Genomic DNA, 23,009 nt, shown 5'->3' on the forward strand with positions numbered 1-23,009 from the left:
TCACACCGCAGAGTGATTTTTTCATGGATACGATAACATTGGGGTGAAAAGTGGCTGTAACCGTTGATATTAGTAAGTTTACCCGATACACACTTTTTAGTGGTTATCGGTGTTTATCGAGAAAAGATAGTTATATCAATGGTTGTAGCTATTTATAGAAACTTAAAAGTAGTTTCTTAATGAAAGGAAATGATGATATGAGTTCACTAAGTATAAAAATAGATAATTTATATTATTCAACAATCGAAAGAGAAATTTCTGATTTCTATGATATGGGAATGATTGACAGCTCGAATCTTCCTATAGAATGTTTAGAAGATACTTGTGATACATATATTTTGATTGGAAGTAAAAAGGAAGGAGAATTTAATATCAGAATTGCTAAACAAGCCGATGGTAAATATTGGCTATTTGCATCTCCAGTAGAAAAAATAAAGCAAAAATAACTTATTTTGTGTAAGTGAAAGTTTTTCTGCAAATAGTTCTCTATTAATTTTGTTTTCAAAATATATTTTTTTAAATACTACCTTTCTTTATATAATAACTGTTTATTTAAAGTATACTCTAAATAAATAAGCAAAATATATTTAAAAGTGTTTGTATAGGATTGCTTCTACAATTTATAAACATTTGTTTATCATAGTCCTTGACTTCAAACAAACAAGTTGATATAATATAGATAAGAAGTTAAGGGAAGGAAGTAATAATATGAATATAGCTTATGTAAGAGTAAGTACAGTTGAACAGAATGAGGAAAGGCAGATTGAAGCATTAAAGCCACATAATATTGATAAGTGGTTTACTGAAAAAGTTAGTGCTAAAAATATAGATAGACCACAATTGAAAGCAATGATAGAATTTGCACGTGAAGGTGATACAATATATATCCATAGTTTAGATAGATTGGCAAGAAGTACGAAAGATTTATTGAATATAGTAGAAGAATTACAAGCAAAGGGAATACATCTGGTAAGCAATAAAGAGAATATAGATACGTCTACAGCAACAGGAAAATTAATGTTAACTATGATTGGAGCAATAGCAGAGTTTGAACGTGCGAACCTATTAGAAAGACAAAAGGAAGGCATTGCAATAGCAAAAAAAGAAGGTAAATTTAAGGGCAGAAAAGAAATCCAATATCCAAGCAACTGGAAAGAAGTTTATACAAAATGGAAGAATAGAGAATTAAAAGGCAATCAAGCTATGGAACAGTTAGGACTTAAAAGAAATACATTTTATAAATTAGTCAAAGAGTATGAGAAGGTAAGGGAATAATACCTTCTTTTTTTTATAACTATATAGTGGTAGGGGGGTATTTTACAATTTTTTAGCAGTTAAATTTGTGTAAAACCGCTCTAGTACATTAACTCACACATCAGAGTAAAAAATGGTAATGTCTTTATGTTCTGAAATTTGATGCTTTTATTTGTGCATTTATAAATTAATACTATATAATATGGAATTTTAGGAGGAATTAGTTATAAATTGTAGAATACTGATAATATGAATAAAGTGTGAATAGACATAAGTATATGAGGAGGATCATATTCTATGAAAAATAAACTTGCTAAATTTACCAATGCATTACTAGTGATATTTACTATAGCATTTATAATATTTGCTCCAATGTTTAATTATCTAAAAAATAATAGTTCAAATATTGCTTTGCTTAATAATAAGGTATTTATAATTACATTACTAGTATTAGGGTGTATTTTGGCACTAACTGGTTTAATGCTAATATTAACTGGATTATGTTATATTAGAAATTCTTTATCAACAAAACAAAATTTTAAATTTAAAAAGAAACAAGTTATAGCAGGATTAATTATTATAGGTATAATTGCAATTATAGTTGTTGGTAATTTTAGTCACAAAGAAAATTCTCAAGTTGATAAAAATACTACATCTCAAGTGGCTACACAAAATGATAATAGTAGTACAAGTACTGATCAAGATAATGATACTACCTCTGAAAGTGATAATAATACGTCGGTTAATACATCTACACAAACGGAAACGGTGCAGCATCCTAATACTTCAGGTAAATTAACATCTGATGATGCGATGTTAGAATTGGAAAATGATTATTGTTCAGATGGGCATGTGTGTGGTACTATAAAAAATTTATCAAATGATTCTTATAGCTATGTTGAGGTAGATATAAATTTATATGATGCAAGTGGTAATCAAGTGGAGAGCACATTAGCGAATATTAATAATTTAGAAGGAAATACAAGTTGGAACTTTAAAGCACCAGTTATAAATCAAGATAGAGTTTCTAAATATAAAGTGGTTGGCATAAAAGAAAGTAAGTAAGATGGGAGATGTTTATTATGATTTGTCCAAATTGTTCAAGTGAAATTGAAGATGATAGTTTATTTTGTAGTGTATGTGGAAGTGATTTAAGAATAAAAGATAAACAGAAATCTATGATGGAAGATGAATCACATATTAATAAAACAAGCAATGATAATAAGGTTAAAGAAATATCATCAAATAATGCTCAAAATAATATATCCAAAATATTTATTGCTTTAGCAATTATAGGATGTGCATTATTTTTTATTTCAGCAGAACATATAAGTAAAGCTGGAGATGATATGATAACGCTTCGATCTGAAGCTGGTACATCACTAGCGGAAGTATATTATCAAGATGTTGGGAGAGCTTTAAAAGGTTTTGCTATATTTACTAGGGGATTAGGTGTAAGCATTTTAGCTATAGTATTTTCAACTGTTTTCAAAAAATATAAAAATAATTAATTAAAGTTTTGAGAGTGAGGTAAATTTAAATGTTTTGTCCTAATTGTGGAAAAGAAATATCAGATAACAGTGTATATTGCAATAAATGTGGAGCAAAAATAAATAATGATGAAATAACTCCAATTATGAATGATGATATTGAAGATCCAACAATAATATCTAATTCTGGAAAAGTAAAGAAAATAATTATAGGTTTGATTGTGATAGTAGTTATATGTTGTGCAGGATTTGGTGGATATAAATATGTACAAGCCAAGGAATTTAATAATTTAGTTAAAACAGCTAATCAAAAATTGAATGCAGGAAATTATGATGAAGCAATACAATTATATAATAAAGCATTAACGTATAGAAGCGATAGCAACGTTCAAAAAGAGCTTACAGAAGCACAAAAATATAAACAATACCAAAGTATATATAATCAAGGTTTAAAGCTAATGAGCAATAAGAAATATTCAGAAGCTATACAGAAATTTAGTAGTATAAATCAAAGTGTAGTGCAAATATATAATAATGCACAAAGTAAAATATCACAATGTAAAAAGAATGTTATAAATGATGATATTCAAGCTGCTGATAATGCAATTGAAAATGGAGATTATGATAATGCAAATAAATATATTAATGATATATTGAAGATAGATGCTAATAGTAGTGATGCTAAACGATTAAAAGCTAAAATTGTACAGGCACAAGGAAAATCTAAAGCAGAAGGAAATATCAAAGAACAGCAACAAGCAATAAATACTTCTATTATAATAAAATATTCAATAGATGAGAGAGGATATATAATGGCCACAAATTATCCCAATGGCTCAAGTATACAATTAAAAGTAGGTCAAGAAATTAATTTAATAGGGAATGTTTCCTCAAAATCTTCACAGAGAGTTCTATTTGATGGTACTGTTATGAAGTCAGTATCACCAACAGCTATAAAAACTACTACTGTAGGTGGTGGAGACATAAATATTATTCCTAATGGTTATGATTGGGATAAAGCTTATAAATATCACATTATTGTAACTAGTTAGCATTAGTGAGTTTTTAAAATAGTATTACTACATGGTAGGATTTATATTTACTCAAGAAAAAATTTAAAATGGAAGAATGAAGATCTATGAAGAAAATAAGTGTACTCCTAGATAAATTTTTAAAATAGAATGGGGAGATTAATATGGATAAAATTAAACTGTTTTTAAAGAAACATAAGTTTCCAATTTTTATATTAGTAATAGTAGTATTAGTGGGTATAGGATTTGGTACATATAATTATAACAAAGTACAAGCATATAATAATTTAATAACTACAGCAAATAAGTATATGAGTCAGGATGATTATGATAAAGCTGAAGCTTTATTTGAGCAGTCATTAAAATATAAAGAAGATTCTTTAGTTGAGAAAAATATAAAATTGGCTGTGACTTTAAAGAAGTTTAAAGAAATTTATGATGATGGAATGAAGTTAGCAAATGATAAAAAATATTTGGAAGCTATAGAAAAGTTTAAGACGATAGATAAAAGCGGTTTGAAGTGGTATTCCAATGCTCAAAAAGAAATTAATGAGTGTAAAAAGCAATTTATAGCACAAAATATGCAATTAGCAAATGATTCTGCAAAAAATGGTAAGTATGATGATGCAAATAAATATTTAAATGATATATTAAAGATTGATAGTAATAATGAAGATGCCAAGAATTTAAAGGATTCAATTGACGAAGCTATGAATCAAAAACAGGAAAATTCTAAGCCAATGGAAGAAACTAAACAAGTGGCACAAAATAATACAGAGCAATCCAATGTGAAAAATAATAGTAATTTGAATAATGATAAAGGTAATGAATATTCTGGTAAAATGAAAGAAATAGACAATGAGATATATGCAATAGAATCTCAAAAGAAAGGTATGTATAAGGGCAGTGAAGAATACAGGCAGGCATTACAACAACAAATTGATTTACTTAAACAAAAAAATGATTTGATAGATCAAATGCAAAAGTAAATCATTAGAGATATATGAAAGATAATATAAGGTTTGAATAATTTATATAATAATTAAGAGTATCACAGAAATGTGGTGCTTTTTTATATGCCTAAATTAAATTTACTTTTAAAATATTATGTTAATAGAAATAAATGTAAACTTGAAAATCTATAATTGAATTTAATGCAAATATAGTATAAGTCCTTGATAAAAAATTAGAAACTATTTTTATATAAAAATAAATATTAAAAGATAGATAAGCAAAAAAATCAGAAAAATATTTTTAAAAGCTATACATATATGGTAATTATTACATCATACTGAATTAATTAAATGGAAGTAGTATAATATAACTATGTGAATGGAACGGATTATAAAATTTAATAATGAAATCACAGATACTAGCCAATTAAAACATATCAAATTTTCATATTCACGGCGTGAAAGGTATGGAGTTTGAGAATGTGTTCATAATAAACTGCAGCGAAGGATTAATTCCTCATGCAAATAGCATACAAAATAACCTGGAAGAAGAAAGGCGGCTTTTTTATGTAGGAGTTACAAGAGCCATAGATAATTTGACTTTATGTTATTCAAGTACTATTAGGAAAAAGGCAGTAGATGTATCCAGGTTTATAGAGGAATGTGACTTGTTAAATTCGGGAGAACTTATGAAAAATTGCGGTTTAGAAGTAGGAGACTATGTAGTTCACAAAGTGTTTGGAAGTGGGAAAATAATAGATAAGGGAGATAATTGCTTAAAAGTATTATTTTCAGATAATAGAGAGATAGGATTTGACTTTTCTGTTCTTTATAATGGACAGTTGATGAAGGATGCTGCCAGAAAATGTTTGTGATTAAAGGTAAGTGTAGCCTAGTTTATAAGTAAGTTTCTATTAATTTCATATATAACCAGTAATAAATACTAGATGAAATAATTTAAATATTATATATTTGTTATGTAAGAAATATACATCACATATATGCTGTTTTAATAACAGCAGCCCATTTAATCATTTGAGGTCAGTATGAAAATACTGACCTCATTTCACTTGTCAAGAAAACCACCGGTAATGCCGGTGGATAAAAGGGCTTAAGCTCTGAACAATAAAAAACCCCCTATGATATAATTTGAACGACTGACAATCGCAAAAATTAAAATATCATAGGGAGGTGTCGTTATGGGAAACGACATAGAAAGCTTATCACATAGTGTGTCCTGAATGCAAAAGACAATGAAAAAAGAGAAAAATGTCAAAGACAATGCTTTTCAAAAGATGGAAGTAGGCCTTCCATGGTCGGTATACAGGTGCAGATCATAAACCACCCATGGGTGCTGTAATCAAAAGTTATGGTGCTGAGCGCATGAGGAAAAGGCAGCGGAAAACTGTCAGGTGTATGCCATGAAGCTGAACGAAAGTGAAGAGCTGATTAAGCATCGTTAAGACTTTAAAGTATAGTCGAAACTGAGGTATTGTGTGGACTTCAGGATAAGTCTGACGGGAACCTGTTTACTGGTCAGATGGCTATCGGTGTAGAGGCTACAGGAGCATGGTATAGGCTTTTGAAAGGAACAGGAGAATCTTGAATATCTATGTTAATCGAAAAATTTGAGTTGCCAAAGTACGAGAGTGAAAGTAGAAAAGAGATGTTCAGGTGCGGAAGAATTCGTAGTAGTGATGAAATTGCTGTAATGGGAATGGAGCAAAGGAATTCTATTATCTTAACTTCTGAAATATAACAACCAGAAATGGGAGGATTAAATTGATAGAAGGGAAATCATTTAGAATCACGAAAAAGGAAGTGTTAATGGCATACAAGCGTGTGAAAGCGAACAAAGGTGTCGGGGGAATTGATGGTGTAAGCTTCGAAGAATTTGATAAAGATTTTAAAAACAATATGTATAAACTATGGAATAGAATGGCATCTGGAAGTTACTTTCCTAAGGCTGTTAGAGGAGTTGAAATACCTAAAAAGAATGGGAAAGCAAGGCTTTTAGGAATACCAACAATTGAGGATAGGATAGCACAAATGGTTGTAAGGAGTAGATTTGAACCAAAAGTAGAAAAGATATTTTTAAAAGAATCTTTTGGGTATAGACCTTATAAATCTGCACTAGATGCTGTAGGGATGGCAAGGAAAAGATGTTTTAGAATGCCTTGGGTTATTGAATTTGACATAGTTGGCTTGTTTGACAATATTAGTCATGAGAAACTGATGAAAGCAGTCAAGATGCATACGCAGGAAAAGTGGATAATTTTATATATAGAGAGATTCTTGAAAGCACCAATACAAATGCCTAATGGAGATATTAAGGATAGAAAATCTGGAACTCCGCAAGGTGGAGTCATAAGTTCAGTTTTGGCAAATCTGTTTATGCATTATGCTTTTGATATATGGATGGCTAAAGAATTTCCAAGGAACCCCTGGGAAAGGTATGCAGATGATGGAGTAATACACTGCCTTAGCAAAAAACAGGCACTATACATAATGGATAGTTTATCAAAAAGAATGAAAGAATGTGAATTAGAAATACATCCAGATAAAACCAGAATAGTCTACTGTAGAAGTGAAAATTTTAATGAGCATTATAGAAATGAGTCATTTAACTTTCTAGGATATACATTCCGAAGTAGATGCTGTAAGAGCCGTACTGGTGAATATTTTACTGGCTTTACGCCAGCAGTTGGCAAAGAAGCAGGAAAGAGTTTCCGAAATAAAATACGAGAAGCAATAATAAATGCTAATACAACATCAATTGAAATCTTGTCTGAAATATTGAATCCAATTATACGAGGATGGATGAACTATTTCTTGAAATACAATCCAAGTGAAGCATTTAGGCAAGGAATTAACTACGTGAATCTAAGACTGGCGAGATGGTTAAGAAGAACTCACAAGAAAGTGAAAAATGGGATTCATAAAGCACAGATATTGTTGAAGAGAATCGCAAAAGTGATGCCGAATTTATTTTACCATTGGTCAGTGGGCTATATGCCAGTGACTTGATAATAAGAGCCGTATGATGGGAGACTATCAAGTACGGTTCTGTGAGAGACTAGGGGTGAGAATCCTCTTGCCTACTCGACCAAAATGGAGGTGTCAATATCATATAGTGTTTGCACCAAAATATAGAAGGCAAATAATATATGGGAAATATAAGGTACAAATAGGGAAAATATTAAGAGAGATATGTATAAGAAATAATGTAGAGATAATAGAAGCAAATGCATGTATAGATCACATACATATGCTTGTAACAATTCCACCCAAAATAAGTGTATCAAAGTTTATGGGAATACTTAAAGGAAAAAGTAGCTTAATGATATTTGATAGATTTGCAAATTTGAAATATAAATATGGAAATCGTCATTTTTGGTGTAGAGGTTATTATGTAGACACAGTTGGAAGAAATAAAACAGCAATAACAAAGTATATACAAAATCAATTACAAGAAGATCAAATTGTGGAACAAATAAGTATAAAAGAATATATAGATCCGTTTACAGGTGAGCAAGTAAAAAGAAGAAAATAAGCAGCCACCAAGGGTGGCCGCTGGAAATGTTTTGCGATTGGCGGTCTATTCAGGGCGCGAGTAGCGCTTGCCAGTACCATGCCCTTATAGGGCTTAATCAAGCCACCAGCTTAGCTGGTGGTACTTGACTATAAGTAGAACAACATATGATGATTTAAGTGATTCATCAAATTTAACGAATGGCTGAAATACAATACCCGCAGCATCATTACCCAAGTTAAATTTAGTATAACGCTTAAAGAGTATTACAAATATGTACAGGTCGTTTAAAACGTCTTGGAAATTTAAATCACATAAATGAAATGTAGTTTATGGAATAGTAAGACAATATTGACTCATAATTAAATTGATAAACACATATGAGATAGATATAATAAACAATATGGAGGGAATAAAATGAATCGGAACTATTTTATAAGAGAAATTCAATTAGATACAAAAAAAGTAAATTCGTTTTCTGAATATCCATATTGTTTACCAGTAATAAAAAATTTATCAACTATAAAATTTCACCCTAAAGTAACATATATAATAGGTGAAAATGGGACTGGAAAATCTACCATACTTGAAGCAATTGCTATAGCATGTGGTTTCAATCCTGAAGGTGGGTCTAGAAATTTTAACTTTTCAACAAGAGATACCCACTCTGATTTGTGGCAAAATTTAAAATTGATTAGAGAAACTAAAATACCTAAAGACGGTTTTTTCTTAAGAGCAGAAAGTTTCTACAATTTAGCTTCAAATATTGATGATATAGATGTTACTGATTCATATGGTGGGAATTCATTACATTCACAATCTCATGGAGAATCTTTTATGTCATTAATTATGAATAGATTTAGAGGAAATGGTTTATATATTTTAGATGAACCAGAAGCTGCTTTGTCTCCAACAAGACAAATGGTTCTAGTTTCAAGAATGCATGATTTAATTAAAAATAATTCTCAATTCATAATTGCTACTCATTCGCCAATAGTATTGTCTTATCCAGATTCTATAATTTATCAATTGGATGATAGATTAAGAAAAGTTAATTATGAAGATACCGAGACTTATCAGATAATGAAATCATTTGTTAATAATCCTAAAAAAATGTTGGATATACTTGGAGTAATGGCAAAGTAATTTTTATATGTTATAAAGTAATTGAAATTAATTTATTGATGTGAAGTATTTATACTTGATGTTTTATGCTGCATTAGACATATTAAATGGACAAGACCAATGTTTAATAAGGAGATGTGTATTATGGAAGTCGATCGAAAAACATTAATAAAGGATATTGTTAATATGGGGCCTAGGGCAATAGAAATATTAAAGAATTTTGGTATGGGTTGTATTGAATGCCCTTCATCTCAAAATGAGAGTATAGAAGATGCTGCTGCAACTCATGGAATCGACGTAGAGAATTTAATTCAAAGTTTGAATAAAATTCCATTAAGGGAGAAAATAAAATGGAAAATAGAAAAGAAGATTGAGGATGTTATGAAGTCACGATACAATATTAAATAATGCAATTGTAGAGATTAGTTATTTTAGATTTTTGATATCTTCTATAAGATAAACAGAGTTCTTGGCATCAGATGGGGTTTTGACTCCACACCTGATGCTTATTAACAGTATTCTTAGTGCTTCAGTACTTAGAGACGTTATCCTTTAGGAAAAATTGTTATCCAGGGACGTAGCTGCTCGCAACGTACACTTGGAGAAAAGCAGATATCCCAAATCTTTGATTTGGTGATAGTCGCTTTCGCTGTGTGCAAGCAGATATCCCAAATCTTTGATTTGGTGATAGTCGCTTTCACAGGGTGCGTGGGAGTATTAGAGTAGGTGGTCATCGGATAAAAATAAAACCAACACTTTAGCACAATATCATAAATTTAAGGAAACCTGATCAACATTTTTGTTTATCAGGTTTCCTTAAGTTTATCCGATAATTCATCGAATCCGCGTTAAATTATGTAATTATTTGAAAATTTTTATATGTTTTTTAGCTAATAAATGGTATAATAATAGTAAAGCATTTTTATTGGAGAAAATATTAATATGTAATTGTATTTCAAAACTAAAATAAATTAGTACAATATGTTAGATAAGGTAAAACGTTGAACTAATAATAAAGCATAATAATTGGACTTGCTTATATAGAGAGTCCCTAAAAATAGATTTAATCAATTAAATTGGAGGGGTATAAAATGGAATTAAAGGGAAGCAAAACAGAAAAAAATTTGTTGTCTGCATTTGCAGGTGAATCTCAAGCAAGAAATAAGTATACATATTTTTCTTCAGCTGCTAAAAAAGAGGGATATGAACAGATTGGTGAAATATTTCAACTTACAGCTGATAATGAAAAAGAGCATGCAAAGATTTGGTTTAAACTTTTAAATGGTATAGGTAATACTTCAGAAAATCTGAAATCTGCAGCTGGTGGAGAGAATTATGAATGGACTGAAATGTATAAAAAATTTGCAGAAGAAGCTAAGCAAGAGGGTTTTAGTGATATCTCTAGATTATTTAGTATGGTAGCAGAAATTGAGAAACATCATGAAGAAAGATATAATGAACTTTTAAAGAATATAGAAGAAAACAAGGTTTTTAGTAAAAGTGCGAAAAAGGTTTGGATATGTCGTAACTGTGGATATGTTTACATTGGTGAAAACGCACCTAAAAAATGTCCTGTATGCTCACATCCTGAATCATACTTTGAAATAGAAAGTAAAAATTGGTAGTAGTATAGTACTAAAAAACATCGTATTATTCAATTGAATTTTACGGTGTTTTTATATTTGTAAAACAAAAATATACATTTCAGGAGATGTTACATTAATGAATAAAAGGATTATGAAAATAATTGTATTTGCAGCAGCTTTTTTATTTATAGCACCTTTGTATAGAGTTTCTGCACAATCTTCAAAGTATTACAATGTTACTAGAATATGTGGACAAGATAGATATGAAACTTCTATTAATATCGCAGGCCAATTTAATCCTACAGTAACGGATAATATAATAATAGCTGACGGTAAGAGTTTTCCAGATGCATTAGTTGGAGCGCCGCTTTCAAAAAAATTAAATGCACCTATTTTGCTTGCAGATGATTTTAATAATGGATGTGAATATGAAAGCTTAGATTACATAAGTAAACATTTATCAAAAGGTGGAACTATTTATTTACTTGGTGGGGAGGGTTCAATAAGTAGTAATATAGTAAATGAGCTTAAGCAATATGGATATAAGAATATTAATAGATTGGGTGGCACAAATAGATTTGATACTAATAATATTATAGTAAATGAATTGAATGTTGCAAAAGGCACACCTGTAGTTATAGTTAATGGATTTGATTTTCCTGATGCACTTAGTATATCAGGTATAGCAGCATCTAATGGGTATCCTATATTTATGAGCCAAAATAACAGTATACCAGAAAACATAATTGATAAGATATCTTCTATAAGTCCTTCTAAGGTCTATATAGTTGGTGGCAGTGGAGTATTAAGTGATGATATTAAGAGTCAATTAAAAAATAATGTACCTAATATGAATGATGAAAATATTATAAGAATTAGTGGAAAGAATAGATATGATACATCCTTGAAGGTAGCGAATTATTTTAAGCTAGATTCCAAATATGCAGTACTTGCAAATGGAGAAAATTTTCCTGATGCTCTGTCAGGAAGCACGTTAGCTTCAAAATTAAACGCACCAATAGTACTTACAGATGGTCAAAATGCTGACATCCAAAAAAGTTATATAGATTCTTTGAATTGTAATAATGTTGTCATTTTAGGTGGACAAGGGGCTATATCTTCAAATATAGAAAATAGTTTTAATGGTATAAAGTTGGATGTTGGTGGAATTTTTCAAGGAGAAAAGATTATTGATTTAAAAACTGTAGATATAAATAATGACGGGAAACTTGAGAACATTATACTTACCAATAATATAAATGATAGTGGTAAAGTTAAATTATATGTACAAGATACTTCAAATGGTAATGTACTTGCATCAAAAGTTGTAGGTGATAGTGATTGCGGACATGGGCAAATTATGCTGGCAGATATGACAGGGGATGGATCACCTGAAATAATATCTATAGCGTTAGAAGGGGGAAGTAGTGGAGGCGAAACTTGCGATGTTGAAACTATGGATGGAAATAATTTGACTAAAATAGATAATTATAATGATGGTGAAAAGCCAGGATTACAGATTGGAAGTATGAGCGAGGATAATTTTTCATTTCAATTAAATGGATATGATACTTTTGGTATGTATTCAAAAAATTTCAATAAAAGTTGTTCAGTGAATTTAGAGAATGACAGACAAATGCAAAATGCTAAAGTATATGGAAGAGGAGTACAAGCTTGGATGGGACATGGACCGGTATATTATTTATATAATATAGATAATAGTGGTACTTATGGACTAAAGGTTTATGAAGATGTATCTGGTAGTTGTCATGCTGATGTACTAGGAGGATTTAATGCTTATTATAAATATGAAGATGGTATTATGAAACTTACTAATTTAGATTTTAATAGTCCATATTCTATGACAGAAACTAATTAAATGATATATATTTTTAAATTTAAGAACTTATAGAAATATAGGTTCTTTTTTGTACAAAAAATTGGAAGTATGACTAAAACAATTTAAATATTAAAATATTTTCTCATACTTATATTTAAAACTAAGGCTAATGAGATAAAATTAGCTAAACTAGAACTCCCTCCATAACTTACAAAGGGAAGAGTTATTCCTGCAATAGGCATAATTCCAATAGTCATACTGATATTTTGAAATACAGAGAAAATGAGAGAAGCTGCTATACCTATACATATAAATCTTCCTAGAGAATCTTTTGATTCTTTTGCTGACTTTATGATTCTATATATTAATATGCCATATGCTGCTAAAAGTATTGTAGATCCAATGAGTCCCCATTCCTCTCCAATGACAGAGAATATAAAATCCGTATGTACTTCGGGAATGTATCCACCAGATACTTGAGCACCTTTTAGAAATCCTGCTCCATGTAATCCTCCAGAACCTACTGCTATTAAGGATTGTGTAAGCTGGAAACTAACATCCTGTTGGTATGCTCCAGGGTTGATAAAAGAGGTTATTCTCTGCTTTTGATATTCCTTTAGAATTCCGCTAAACCAGATAATAATGCATAAGGGTATTGAAGAAGCAAATCCTATTATTATAGACTTTAAATTTAGACCAGCAATGAAAAAGATACAAAAAACTATAAATAAGTATATTAGTGCCATACCTAAGTTAGGTTGTATTATTATTAAGAAAATTGGTATAAAGGCATAAAAACACAGTATTAAAAAATTTTTTAAGTTATTTATATTGCAATCTATTTCTTCTAATTTTTTTGCAATAATTAATATTAATCCTATTTTTACAAATTCAGCCGGTTCTAGAGCTCTATTTCCGATTCTTATCCATGAAGAAGCACCTTTTATTGCCTTACTGGTTACATCATTAAATAGTAGAACTCCCACACCACCCCAATATATTAAATTGGCATATTGAACTATAGTTCTATAATCAATAAGTAAGATTAGAAAAATTACTACTGTACTCAATATAACCCATAATAACTGTAGTTTGGTATAATAATAATTAGACTGATTATATGTGGCACTATAAATGTTCATTATGCCAAAAAAGGATATTGCGATTGCAACTAACAGCGTAGTTACATCTAAATTTTTATATATTTTTTTATTTATTAAAAGCTTGTACATTTTATCACCCGTAGAATATTGCATAAATTTTCAACAAAAACAATATTATTCTAACATATAATTGTTAAAATAAGATGTAATAATCATTATATTTTAATGAAGGAAAAGTTTTGAATATTTAATAAAATAGGGAGATTATTATGAATACAAATATTGAGGCAATTTTATTTGATTCTGGACGTGTGTTAAATTATCCTCAGTCTGGCAATTGGTTTATAACACCTAATTTTTTTAAATATGTTGATAAAAACGTATTTAACAGCATTTCAAGGCATAGAAAGAAACTCTCATTTAAAAAAGCATATGATTATATAAATTCGTGCAAGTTAATTAAAACGCAAGAAGAAGAATGTAGGCATTTCGTTGAATATTATAATATATTTTTTAAAGGATTTCCTGAATTAAATTTAAGTACGGATGATGTGGAAAGTGTTGCTAAAGACTTAGTGTACAACCCCAAAAAGTATGTGTTCTTTGATGAAGTAGCAGGTGTAATTAGTATGCTGAGTAAAAAATATAAATTAGGAGTAGTATCTGATGCATGGCCATCTTTAAATAGTGTATTTGAAGCAGTAAAATTGCGAAAATACTTTTCTACATTTATTATTTCGTCAATGCTAGGAGTTACTAAACCTGATAGTATTATGTATCAAACTGCATTGGATGAATTGGGTGTGCTGCCTCAAAATACAATATTTGTTGATGATAACTTAAAAAACTGTATTGGTGCAAATAAACTTGGTATTCATTCAGTTTTGTTATGTAGGAATAAGCGTGAGTATATTTTAAATAAAGTATTAAGTATAGGAAAAAAATACGATGTTGTAAATAACCTTCAGCAACTAAATACACTAAAATATATGAGAAATTAATTAAAAAATGGCTATTTGTAGCCTGAGTAAAGGAGAAATGTTATGCAGCAATTTTTAATAAATGAATTTGGCAAGAACTTAGGTAATAAGATCTATAGTATTCAACAGAAAGAATTACAAACAATACTTGCTTTTGCTATAGGAAAAAGTAGTAATCAGTTAAAAACTCTTGAAAAGACAATTTTACCAAGGATTGTATTGTATAAGGCCTTACAAAAAGAATTAGAAGATCAGAAAAAGGCGTATGATACAGTTGAGAAATATATGTTTATTATTGTAGGACGAAAAATTAATAAACAATATTTAGCATTTGAATCTATACCTGGATTTTTTTATATCTTTAGAAAAATAATGATTGGAACAATTAGTAGAAGTGATAATTGGATAACTGAAGTGATAAAAAATGATAGCGTATCAGTAGAATATAACATAACAAAATGTCTTTGGTATGATGCCTGTAAGGAAAACAATTGTCTCGAACTTTGCAAAATTTTCTGTGATACAGATCATGTAATTTATGATTCAATGAAGAAAATAGAATTTATTCGGAAAGGAACATTGGGTACAGGACATAAATGTTGTGATTTTTGTTTCTTAAATAAAAAGAAATGCTAATAGTATAAAAATAATGTGGTAGATGTAACTAAGGCTTAATTTTTATCTATAAACAAGGTTCCATCACTTTGAATTTCAGCATAGAAAACGTCCTCTATAGAGGTAATATTTTGTTGCTTAAGTTGTTTCTTTAACCAGTTTTTATGTAAATTCAGTTCTTCTAAGTTATGGTCTATTATTTTACCATCAACAATTATCTCAGAAGGAATATATTTACTAGTATTCTTGCTAGGGTTAATAGCACTATGAACGTTACTGTTGTTTTAAGTAGTAATTGAAATACATCTATAATTCCAAGAGTCATCGGCGGTACCTCCTTAACACTAACTCTATATAAAAGTAGAGAGTTTATGTAATCAATGAAAAATATAATATCAATTTTATATTTTCCCAATATATCTGGCTTATTCATATTAGAGAAAGGAAAATAGTGTATAAAAAGATAAGTCATATATTAAAAATAGATATTGAGTACATTTTTGAAAAACAAGACGATAATTAATTATGGTGATAGTTTTTTTTGATATTAATCGAATTATCAATGAATCTTACTTAATGGGAGTGTTACAGTAGGTAGCCATCAGATAAAATGTGAAGGAGTTTAATATGAATGATGATTATATATTGAGAATAATAGAATCTATAGGGGAGTTTGCTGGAAAAGTATTGTTCAACAAACAGAGTAAGGAATTTAAAAATATAGATGTACAATCAATGACTATACAAGATGTGTTACCAATATTATTAAAAAAACTTGTTTTTCAGGGTAAATATAATGAGGCAGAAAATTTGCTATTTGAAGAACTGGAAAAGAATCCTTCAAATGATTTAATTAAAATAGGAAAAGATTTTTATAATATATTACTTTTAAAAAGTGATGAAGATCTTACCAAAGCAAATTTTTCGAGAGAGGAAATATTTCAAGGATTAAATGATATGAAAAAATTTACTTGTGAGCTTATTCAGGTGACTAACAATTCGCATCTTGAATAAGCTCTTTTTTGATATACTATAGATACGTTAAATAAATGTGCTAAACATTGATTTACAATTTATATTTAGAAATACTTATAGATTATGATGATATGAAAACCTGCTGCCGTGCAGTTCTTTCCAGACTTCATCACATTGCGAAAGAATTTCATTAGATAGCGGCCCCTTTTCTAAATATGCTAAATTCTGTTTCAAGTGCTCCAGGCGGCTTACTCCAATAATTACACTGTTCACGTAGCTATAAGAAATACACCAGCGCAATGCAAGTTCAAGCAGCTTCATGCCATGGCTTTGTGCAATCTGAGTTAGCTTTTCCATTGCTTGAAAACTGTCATCATTCCAATATCTTTGATAATATCCACCTAAATCGGAAAAACGTGAATTTTCAACAGGATGATCCTTGCTGTGCTTGCCGGAAAGTAATCCGCCTGCTATTGGATTATATATAACCAGGCCTACCTTGTTTTGCTTAATGCAAGGTACTAGCTCGGACTCTATACCCCTTGTAATTGAGTTATAAACGTTTTCTGTTACACTTGGCGTTATCAAGTTACGCTTGTCGCAAGTCCATAAGGCATCCATTAGTTGCCATGCAGCAAAGTTGCTGATTCCAATATAACGAATCTTCCCTGATTTAACAAGAGAAGTCATTGCTTCCATTGTTTCTTCAAATGGCGTTAGAGGATCAGGTGCATGCATATAATAAATATCTAGGTAGTCTGTATTTAATCGTTTTAAGCTATTTTCCACAGACGAAATAATATGTTTTCTGCTGAGACCTTTGTCGTTTGGCCCTGAACCCGATGGCCCTCCGACCTTACTTGCTAGAATTACATTTTCCCTGCAACCTTTAATACCTTTACCTGTAATTATTTCACTTTGTCCACCGTTATAAATGTCTGCAGTGTCTATAAAGTTGATTCCATTATCCAATGCATGCTTAATAACTTTAATGCTATCCTGTTCGTTTAACTGTCCACTAAATGTCATTGTTCCAAGACAAACTCTTGATACATTTAAACCTGTCCCTGCTAAATTTGTATATTCCATATACAAAACCTCCTAGTATATGTTTAATTTCATATTTTAATCTTCTTCATAATGAAGATATTAGCAATATAATGATTAGAAATCTAACAATTAGGTTTCTAACATTAATAGTATACTTTGCTAAATTTAATGTCAACTCAAATTATTATTTAAGGTTTTATTAAAATGATAGCCATTAGATAAAAATAGTTTCCATGGGTTTCATATTTATCCAATGACAAGCACTAGACGGAATGATTTATATGGTATACATTTATATTATAGAAATATATATTAAAGTACCATATTATTTTTTAACGGCGATAAACCCATTTAATTATTTGAAGTTAGTATTCCCCAATATTGACTTCTTTTTTTTATTAGAAAAGTTGGTTAATATACAGTTCGGTGCCATATTAGAAAACAAAAGGTCAATTTTCACTATATAGTGAACTAATTGGCCTTTTATTTTTTATCAAGTGGTAGTCGCTTTCATTGTGTGGTGGGAGTGTTATGGATGGTAGACAGCTAATAAAATTATTGTCTATATTCTCTTGGGTGAAGGCGGCTGCTATTATCTCTTAAAATAGGTCTTGGAAAATTATCCAATCTTTGTCTAGAAGTTAAGCTTAAATTTGTTGTTGTTGTAAATGACTCACCATCTGTTCCAATTGTAGAAGGATAAATTACAACATTTTCATTACTTGATTCCATTGCAACAGGATTAACATTGTTACTTGAAGCATTCAATAAAGTACCGTTTACCATAGCTGACTGGTATTTTATCGTACCCATATCTGCTAAAGGATATAGTTGATTGCTATCGTTAGAAGGATCCTCACTGATCCATTCTGCTGATGTTCCAATGCCTTGTTCATAGGAAGAATCTAATGTTGTTGATATAGTTTTAGTTTGTGTCTGGCCACCAGATGTAGTTACAGTAAATGTTAAGTTCCATGTTGAATTGGATGATTTAGATATACTAACATTGATAGTTGAATTAATTGGAACACTAATGATGTTTTGAGCAACATCAGGCAGCTTTTCCCAAAAAACTTCTGCCACAGCTTGTCCATTTTCTACTTCTTCTAAGGTTCCCATTTGAAGAAGATCTGAAGAACTTGCTCCACCTAAACCAATCCACTGTGCAGCTACTGTATTTTGCTTATTTGTTGGAATATTAGGGATTGTCCAACTACCAGAAATACTAGTATAGCTGCCACTTTTAGAAGTAGGTGTATCTATGTATCCTGCCCAATTACTAGACTTTTCAGTATTAGCAGGAAGATTTATTGTAGATATACTATTTTTCAGCTGATGAATTGGTAGTTGCTGCTGAGTTGGTAGTGAATGAACTAAATTCCGTCTGGGAAAGTAATTAGATAGAACATATTTATTATTGGTGGCATTTTGAGGTCCATTTTCAATTATAGTGGAGCCGGTTCCGAATCCAACTAATAGTGTTAATAATATAAGTGGAATTTTTTTGAATATAGTTTTCACTTTTCTTTCCTCCTTCCATAACATCTTAAAGATACATTTATGTTTTTTGATATTATAGAAATTTATTCTATAATATACTAATTTCTCATTTGTATGTGATGGATATGTGATGAAATAATTACAATAGTATTAATAAAGTATAAATTTACTGTAAACTAAAAAATATAACTAGTATACTGACTGGTTATTTCTTTGAAAATGCCTTATATAGAAGTAATTAGGACAAACAAATCGTATAAGTTGGAATTTTCCCTAATATCCTTAAAATATAAAAGCTAATTAGTGATTAACTTTAAAAATGATGTCAATAATATAGACAAGTATAAACTTTTATAAAAGTTCACGAAATAAGAAGTAGAGAGTTTGAGCTGGAGGTAGTGATGGTATGGGATACAATATTATAGATATAATTAATAAGTCAATAAATATTGCAGTTAGAAGAAAAGCTGAATATGAGGACATAGGAAAAAGGTGCAATAAGCAATCTATAAAAATAATGTCAGTTGTTTTAGTGAAACAATTAGATAAAAGTATTCAATATTATGAGAAGCTAAAAAAAGTAATAAGTGGTATGGAATTTGAAGAAATTGATTTTGTAATATATGATAAAATGTCTTTTTTAATAGATGAGTTTAACAGGAAAGTATATAAACCTGAAATCAACAATGTTAGAGACTATTTGAAATCTTTTCTTGACTTAGAGAAAGACGTGTATTCTTTACTTGTTGATGTACAAGGTAGATTTGTGAAAAATACAAGTGATGTAAGTACAAAAACATATACAATATTGTCCCATATTATTAATAATGAGGCTAGCCATATTTCAACTCTTGAAAAAATGCTAAAATAAAATTTATATTAAAATACATTTCCTTATCTTATGGCTGCCTACGATAATACTCACTTCCACTAAGCAAGATTCATTGATAGACATAATGCATCAGGTGCTGTTTAGAAAACTTCACCTAATGCATTTTAAAGTATATTTATTTAGTAGGAGGATCATCATTGATGATTCTATTTGCTTCTTCCTCCGAAAGGTCATAATTTAAAAACGTTTTATAAAAATTTCTAGTTTCTTTAACTATATCTATGTTAGAAAATTTATCCGGGTGTATTATTTTTGCTGCCCATTGTATTTGCAATGCTTCTTCTGCACTGTATCTATCCCAGTAAAAAGCTCCATCTGGATTGAAGTATACTTTTGAATTCTTAACGGCATTTACTTTTTGCCAGGAAGGATCCTTTAATAAATTGTTTATATTTTTTTTACCATTACTTACTTTCATTAATGTATTGCTGCTTAATATTACAACATCTGGATTCCATTTTAATATTTGTTCCATGGATACTTGCTTATTATTTCCTTTTACTTCTGAAGCTGCATTTACTCCACCAGCTGCTTCTATCCAGGAATTAATTATTGTATTGTTTCCATCTACGGTTATTGGTGAAAGTGAAGTTACATGGAGAACTTTAGGTCTTTGGTCCTTAGGCATTTTAGATGTTATGCTGGTTATAGTATTGAGCTTGCCATCTAAATAGTATATATATTCATCTGCTTTTTTCTTTGAGTCTGCTCCTAAAATATCACCTGTAAGTTTAACACATTTTTTTAAACTATTAAAATCAGTAAAGTTTAATTCTACAGTTGGAATTCCTGAGTCTGATATTTTATTTACATTTTTATCATTTAAAGGTGTAAATACAATGTCAGGTTTTGCTTTTATAAGTTCTTCTGTATTGACACCGTCTGAAGTAAATGCTGTCACTGCATTTTTCATTTGAGGATTTACTTTGTAGAGCCAGGGCCTTCCTTTTTCTGTGAGAATGGTGGCAACAATTTTATTCCCTTGGCCTAAAATACATAGAACTTCATTATGAGCTTGCCAGGAATCTCCTATCTTTTTAATATTTAGAGGCACGTCCACTTTTCGCCCAGCAGTATCGGTAATCGTTTTCGTCTGCGTGCTTTTTTCACTTGCTTTTTTTGATGTATCACCATTATTACATCCCGTTATTAAAAAAATAATTGCAAAAACAGTGATAAGCATGAATTTTAGTTTTTTCATGAGTTAACACATCCTTCTTAAAATATTTACCTATAGCTGAGTACCATAAAAATTCATTATAATATGTATTAATTTATAGAATATAGTCAACTTTTGGGTGAAATATGGATTTAATGGTACAATAATCTACTACATTCATTATAATATAATAATCTTTATTATACAATTGATTTTAAGACTAAACAGTATAAAATATAACATAATATACTTAAAACAAAATATAAAATATACTTTATATTATATTTTGTTATGTTTTATTGCAAACTTGATGAGAATATAATATAATATAATTATGTTAAAATTGTAATAAATGTTATTACGTAACTGGCAAAATAGAAATTCACCACATGGAGTGCGATATTAAGTTAAGACAGAGCCGAGCGCCTGGGCTATAAAATGTCTAGGCGCTTTTGTTTTATCCGATGACTACCTGCTCTAATACCCCCACTTCTTCTTCAAGTGGGAGTAAAGAGCAGCTACGTCCCTGGATAACGATTTTCCCTAAAGGATAACGCCTTCTAAGTGCTGAAGCACTAAGAATCCTGTTAATAAGTATCAGATGGAGTTAAAACTCCATCTGATGCCAAGAACTCTGTTTATCAAATACTTACATAAATTATGATAGTAATGGGGGATGGTAAGTAATGAAAAGTGAAAATGAGGAACATATATCACTACCTGGAAATGAGGCTCTAAAGAGAATAATGGAAAGGTGTAACCTAAAATCACGAATAGAAAAAGTATCTCTAATTGACGGATTAGGAAGAGTGTGTGCTTATGACATTGCATCTATGAATACACTTCCTAATAGTCTTACTAGTAGGCTAGATGGCATAGCTATATATTACCATGATTTTGAGAATGGAATACCTGATACTTCTAGTTGGAAAAGAGGAGTACAATATGACTTTGCAAATACTGGAATTGCTATTAAAAAGGATTATGATACCGTTATCAAAATAGAAGAAGTCGAAATAGACAAATCAGGTAACATAAAAATACTAAAGGCACCCTCAGCAAAAGGAGAGCTCACTCAGCCTGCAGGACAAAAAATGAAAAAAGGTGATGTACTTGTAAAGTCCCATACGTTACTTACACCATCTCATCTTGAAATACTTGCTATGGGGGGAATTGATAAGATTGATGTGCTGCAAAAACCTGTAGTAGCTATTATACCTACAGGTAATGAATTGGTTCCTGTAGGAAAACCATTACCATTAGGTAAAAATGTTGAGTCTAATAGTATAATGATGAGAACAAAAGTTGTTCTTTGGGGAGGACAGCCGCTAGTTTATGATATCGTTCCCGATGATCCTAAAAAAATTATAAATACACTTCTTGATGCTTTAAAAAAGGCGGATATTATAATAATCAATGGGGGATCATCAAAAGGTACTGAGGACTATAATATAAAAATGTTAGGAGAAGTAGGAGAAGTACTAGCTCATGAAGTAGAGCATGGACCAGGTAAACACACTTCATTTACTGTGGCTTATGGAAAACCTGTAATTGGCATCGTAGGCCCGCCAATTGGAGCTGAATATACAGTAGATTGGTATGTTATGCCCCTTATCAATAAATATCTTTTTCAACCAACCATAAAGCCGCAAAGGTTACAAGTAGTTCTTACAAAGCCAATTGTATCAAAGCGCCCATTCGATTTTTATGTACGTATTATTGTAAAATATGAGGACGGGCAGTATAAAGGTACGCCAGTAATTGGCCGTGACAAACTTGTTGTTGAAGGATTGATTCATGCAAATGCTCATTTATGTATACCGGGAGATGTTGATGGATATGAAGCAGGAGATAAGGTTGAAGTTGAGCTGCGCTGTCCCATAGAACTTATAACAAGGAATTAAATACTAAATAATAAAGGACA

At 30.1% G+C, this 23,009-nt stretch carries 24 protein-coding genes; 19 read left to right on the forward strand and 5 right to left on the reverse strand.

The window, feature by feature from the left end; all coding sequences use genetic code 11:
* Positions 1-197 precede the first annotated feature (197 nt).
* The 14 genes from CLRAG_RS16760 to CLRAG_RS16820 all read left to right on the forward strand — a co-directional run bounded on the left by CLRAG_RS16760 (position 198) and on the right by CLRAG_RS16820 (position 12,850).
* Positions 198-446 (forward strand): hypothetical protein, encoded by a 249-nt coding sequence (locus CLRAG_RS16760; RefSeq protein WP_167351585.1) that lies wholly within the window; start codon positions 198-200, stop codon positions 444-446.
* A 262-nt stretch (positions 447-708) separates the two neighbouring features.
* Positions 709-1,275 (forward strand): recombinase family protein, encoded by a 567-nt coding sequence (locus tag CLRAG_RS16765; protein ID WP_065079455.1) that lies wholly within the window; start codon positions 709-711, stop codon positions 1,273-1,275.
* Between the two features lie 276 nt (positions 1,276-1,551).
* Positions 1,552-2,319 carry an FxLYD domain-containing protein gene (locus tag CLRAG_RS16770; protein WP_065079456.1) on the forward strand — a complete coding sequence of 256 codons (768 nt, stop codon included), beginning with the start codon at positions 1,552-1,554 and terminating at the stop codon, positions 2,317-2,319.
* A gap of 17 nt (positions 2,320-2,336) precedes the next feature.
* Positions 2,337-2,765: a zinc-ribbon domain-containing protein gene (locus CLRAG_RS16775; RefSeq protein WP_065079457.1), complete on the forward strand. Its 429-nt coding sequence runs from the start codon at positions 2,337-2,339 to the stop codon at positions 2,763-2,765.
* 29 nt (positions 2,766-2,794) lie between these two features.
* A complete protein-coding gene (locus tag CLRAG_RS16780; RefSeq protein WP_065079458.1) occupies positions 2,795-3,796 on the forward strand; it encodes a zinc ribbon domain-containing protein in 1,002 nt (333 codons plus the stop codon).
* A gap of 143 nt (positions 3,797-3,939) precedes the next feature.
* Positions 3,940-4,764 (forward strand): hypothetical protein, encoded by an 825-nt coding sequence (locus CLRAG_RS16785; protein ID WP_065079459.1) that lies wholly within the window; start codon positions 3,940-3,942, stop codon positions 4,762-4,764.
* Between the two features lie 422 nt (positions 4,765-5,186).
* The gene (locus CLRAG_RS16790; protein ID WP_275507588.1) at positions 5,187-5,603 is read left to right on the forward strand and encodes a 3'-5' exonuclease; all 417 of its coding nucleotides are present in this window, start codon (positions 5,187-5,189) and stop codon (positions 5,601-5,603) included.
* A gap of 737 nt (positions 5,604-6,340) precedes the next feature.
* The gene (locus tag CLRAG_RS20680) at positions 6,341-6,487 is read left to right on the forward strand and encodes a hypothetical protein (protein ID WP_154105016.1); all 147 of its coding nucleotides are present in this window, start codon (positions 6,341-6,343) and stop codon (positions 6,485-6,487) included.
* Positions 6,488-6,510: 23 nt separating this feature from the next.
* Positions 6,511-7,755 carry a group II intron reverse transcriptase/maturase gene (ltrA, locus tag CLRAG_RS16795; RefSeq protein ID WP_065079461.1) on the forward strand — a complete coding sequence of 415 codons (1,245 nt, stop codon included), beginning with the start codon at positions 6,511-6,513 and terminating at the stop codon, positions 7,753-7,755.
* Positions 7,756-7,822: 67 nt separating this feature from the next.
* Positions 7,823-8,281 (forward strand): IS200/IS605 family transposase, encoded by a 459-nt coding sequence (tnpA, locus tag CLRAG_RS16800; protein ID WP_242872165.1) that lies wholly within the window; start codon positions 7,823-7,825, stop codon positions 8,279-8,281.
* A 396-nt stretch (positions 8,282-8,677) separates the two neighbouring features.
* Complete coding sequence (locus tag CLRAG_RS16805; RefSeq protein WP_065079462.1) at positions 8,678-9,406, forward strand: AAA family ATPase; 729 nt, start codon at positions 8,678-8,680, stop codon at positions 9,404-9,406.
* Between the two features lie 123 nt (positions 9,407-9,529).
* Complete coding sequence (locus tag CLRAG_RS16810) at positions 9,530-9,793, forward strand: DUF1858 domain-containing protein (RefSeq protein WP_065079463.1); 264 nt, start codon at positions 9,530-9,532, stop codon at positions 9,791-9,793.
* Between the two features lie 683 nt (positions 9,794-10,476).
* On the forward strand, positions 10,477-11,010 hold the full coding sequence (gene rbr / locus CLRAG_RS16815) for a rubrerythrin (RefSeq protein ID WP_065079464.1): 534 nt from the start codon (positions 10,477-10,479) through the stop codon (positions 11,008-11,010).
* A 97-nt stretch (positions 11,011-11,107) separates the two neighbouring features.
* Entirely contained in the window at positions 11,108-12,850 is a 1,743-nt protein-coding gene (locus CLRAG_RS16820) for a cell wall-binding repeat-containing protein (protein ID WP_065079465.1), read from the forward strand.
* A gap of 83 nt (positions 12,851-12,933) precedes the next feature.
* Here the strand turns inward: CLRAG_RS16820 and rodA are convergent, their stop codons facing one another.
* The gene (rodA, locus tag CLRAG_RS16825) at positions 12,934-14,043 is read right to left on the reverse strand and encodes a rod shape-determining protein RodA (RefSeq protein ID WP_065079466.1); all 1,110 of its coding nucleotides are present in this window, start codon (positions 14,041-14,043) and stop codon (positions 12,934-12,936) included.
* Positions 14,044-14,183: 140 nt separating this feature from the next.
* Here rodA and CLRAG_RS16830 point away from each other — a divergent pair, with 140 nt between their 5' ends.
* Together CLRAG_RS16830 and CLRAG_RS16835 are read left to right on the forward strand one after the other, a co-directional pair.
* Entirely contained in the window at positions 14,184-14,915 is a 732-nt protein-coding gene (locus CLRAG_RS16830; RefSeq protein WP_065079467.1) for an HAD-IA family hydrolase, read from the forward strand.
* Between the two features lie 42 nt (positions 14,916-14,957).
* Entirely contained in the window at positions 14,958-15,530 is a 573-nt protein-coding gene (locus CLRAG_RS16835) for an L-2-amino-thiazoline-4-carboxylic acid hydrolase (RefSeq protein ID WP_065079468.1), read from the forward strand.
* A gap of 35 nt (positions 15,531-15,565) precedes the next feature.
* Here CLRAG_RS16835 and CLRAG_RS21255 read toward each other — a convergent pair whose 3' ends face one another.
* Complete coding sequence (locus CLRAG_RS21255; protein ID WP_083985786.1) at positions 15,566-15,769, reverse strand: YetF domain-containing protein; 204 nt, start codon at positions 15,767-15,769, stop codon at positions 15,566-15,568.
* A 367-nt stretch (positions 15,770-16,136) separates the two neighbouring features.
* On the opposite strand from CLRAG_RS21255, the gene CLRAG_RS16840 reads away from it, so the two are divergent.
* A complete protein-coding gene (locus CLRAG_RS16840) occupies positions 16,137-16,523 on the forward strand; it encodes a DUF6483 family protein (RefSeq protein WP_065079469.1) in 387 nt (128 codons plus the stop codon).
* A gap of 75 nt (positions 16,524-16,598) precedes the next feature.
* On the opposite strand, the gene CLRAG_RS16845 is transcribed toward CLRAG_RS16840, so the two are convergent.
* Together CLRAG_RS16845 and CLRAG_RS16850 are read right to left on the reverse strand one after the other, a co-directional pair.
* Positions 16,599-17,573, reverse strand: coding sequence for an aldo/keto reductase (locus tag CLRAG_RS16845; protein ID WP_065079470.1), 975 nt, complete (start codon positions 17,571-17,573; stop codon positions 16,599-16,601).
* A 516-nt stretch (positions 17,574-18,089) separates the two neighbouring features.
* A complete protein-coding gene (locus CLRAG_RS16850) occupies positions 18,090-19,055 on the reverse strand; it encodes a G1 family glutamic endopeptidase (protein ID WP_083985784.1) in 966 nt (321 codons plus the stop codon).
* Between the two features lie 385 nt (positions 19,056-19,440).
* Between CLRAG_RS16850 and CLRAG_RS16855 the strand changes: the two genes are divergently transcribed.
* A complete protein-coding gene (locus CLRAG_RS16855) occupies positions 19,441-19,905 on the forward strand; it encodes a hypothetical protein (RefSeq protein WP_013238369.1) in 465 nt (154 codons plus the stop codon).
* A 136-nt stretch (positions 19,906-20,041) separates the two neighbouring features.
* Here the strand turns inward: CLRAG_RS16855 and CLRAG_RS16860 are convergent, their stop codons facing one another.
* Complete coding sequence (locus CLRAG_RS16860; protein WP_065079472.1) at positions 20,042-21,127, reverse strand: ABC transporter substrate-binding protein; 1,086 nt, start codon at positions 21,125-21,127, stop codon at positions 20,042-20,044.
* Between the two features lie 644 nt (positions 21,128-21,771).
* Here CLRAG_RS16860 and CLRAG_RS16865 point away from each other — a divergent pair.
* Positions 21,772-22,989, forward strand: a complete 1,218-nt coding sequence (locus CLRAG_RS16865; RefSeq protein ID WP_065079473.1) for a molybdopterin molybdotransferase MoeA — start codon at positions 21,772-21,774, stop codon at positions 22,987-22,989.
* The last annotated feature ends 20 nt before the right edge of the window (positions 22,990-23,009 follow it).

Origin of the sequence: Clostridium ragsdalei P11, assembly GCF_001675165.1 — a bacterium.
GTDB classification, from domain to species: Bacteria; Bacillota; Clostridia; order Clostridiales; family Clostridiaceae; genus Clostridium_B; species Clostridium_B ragsdalei.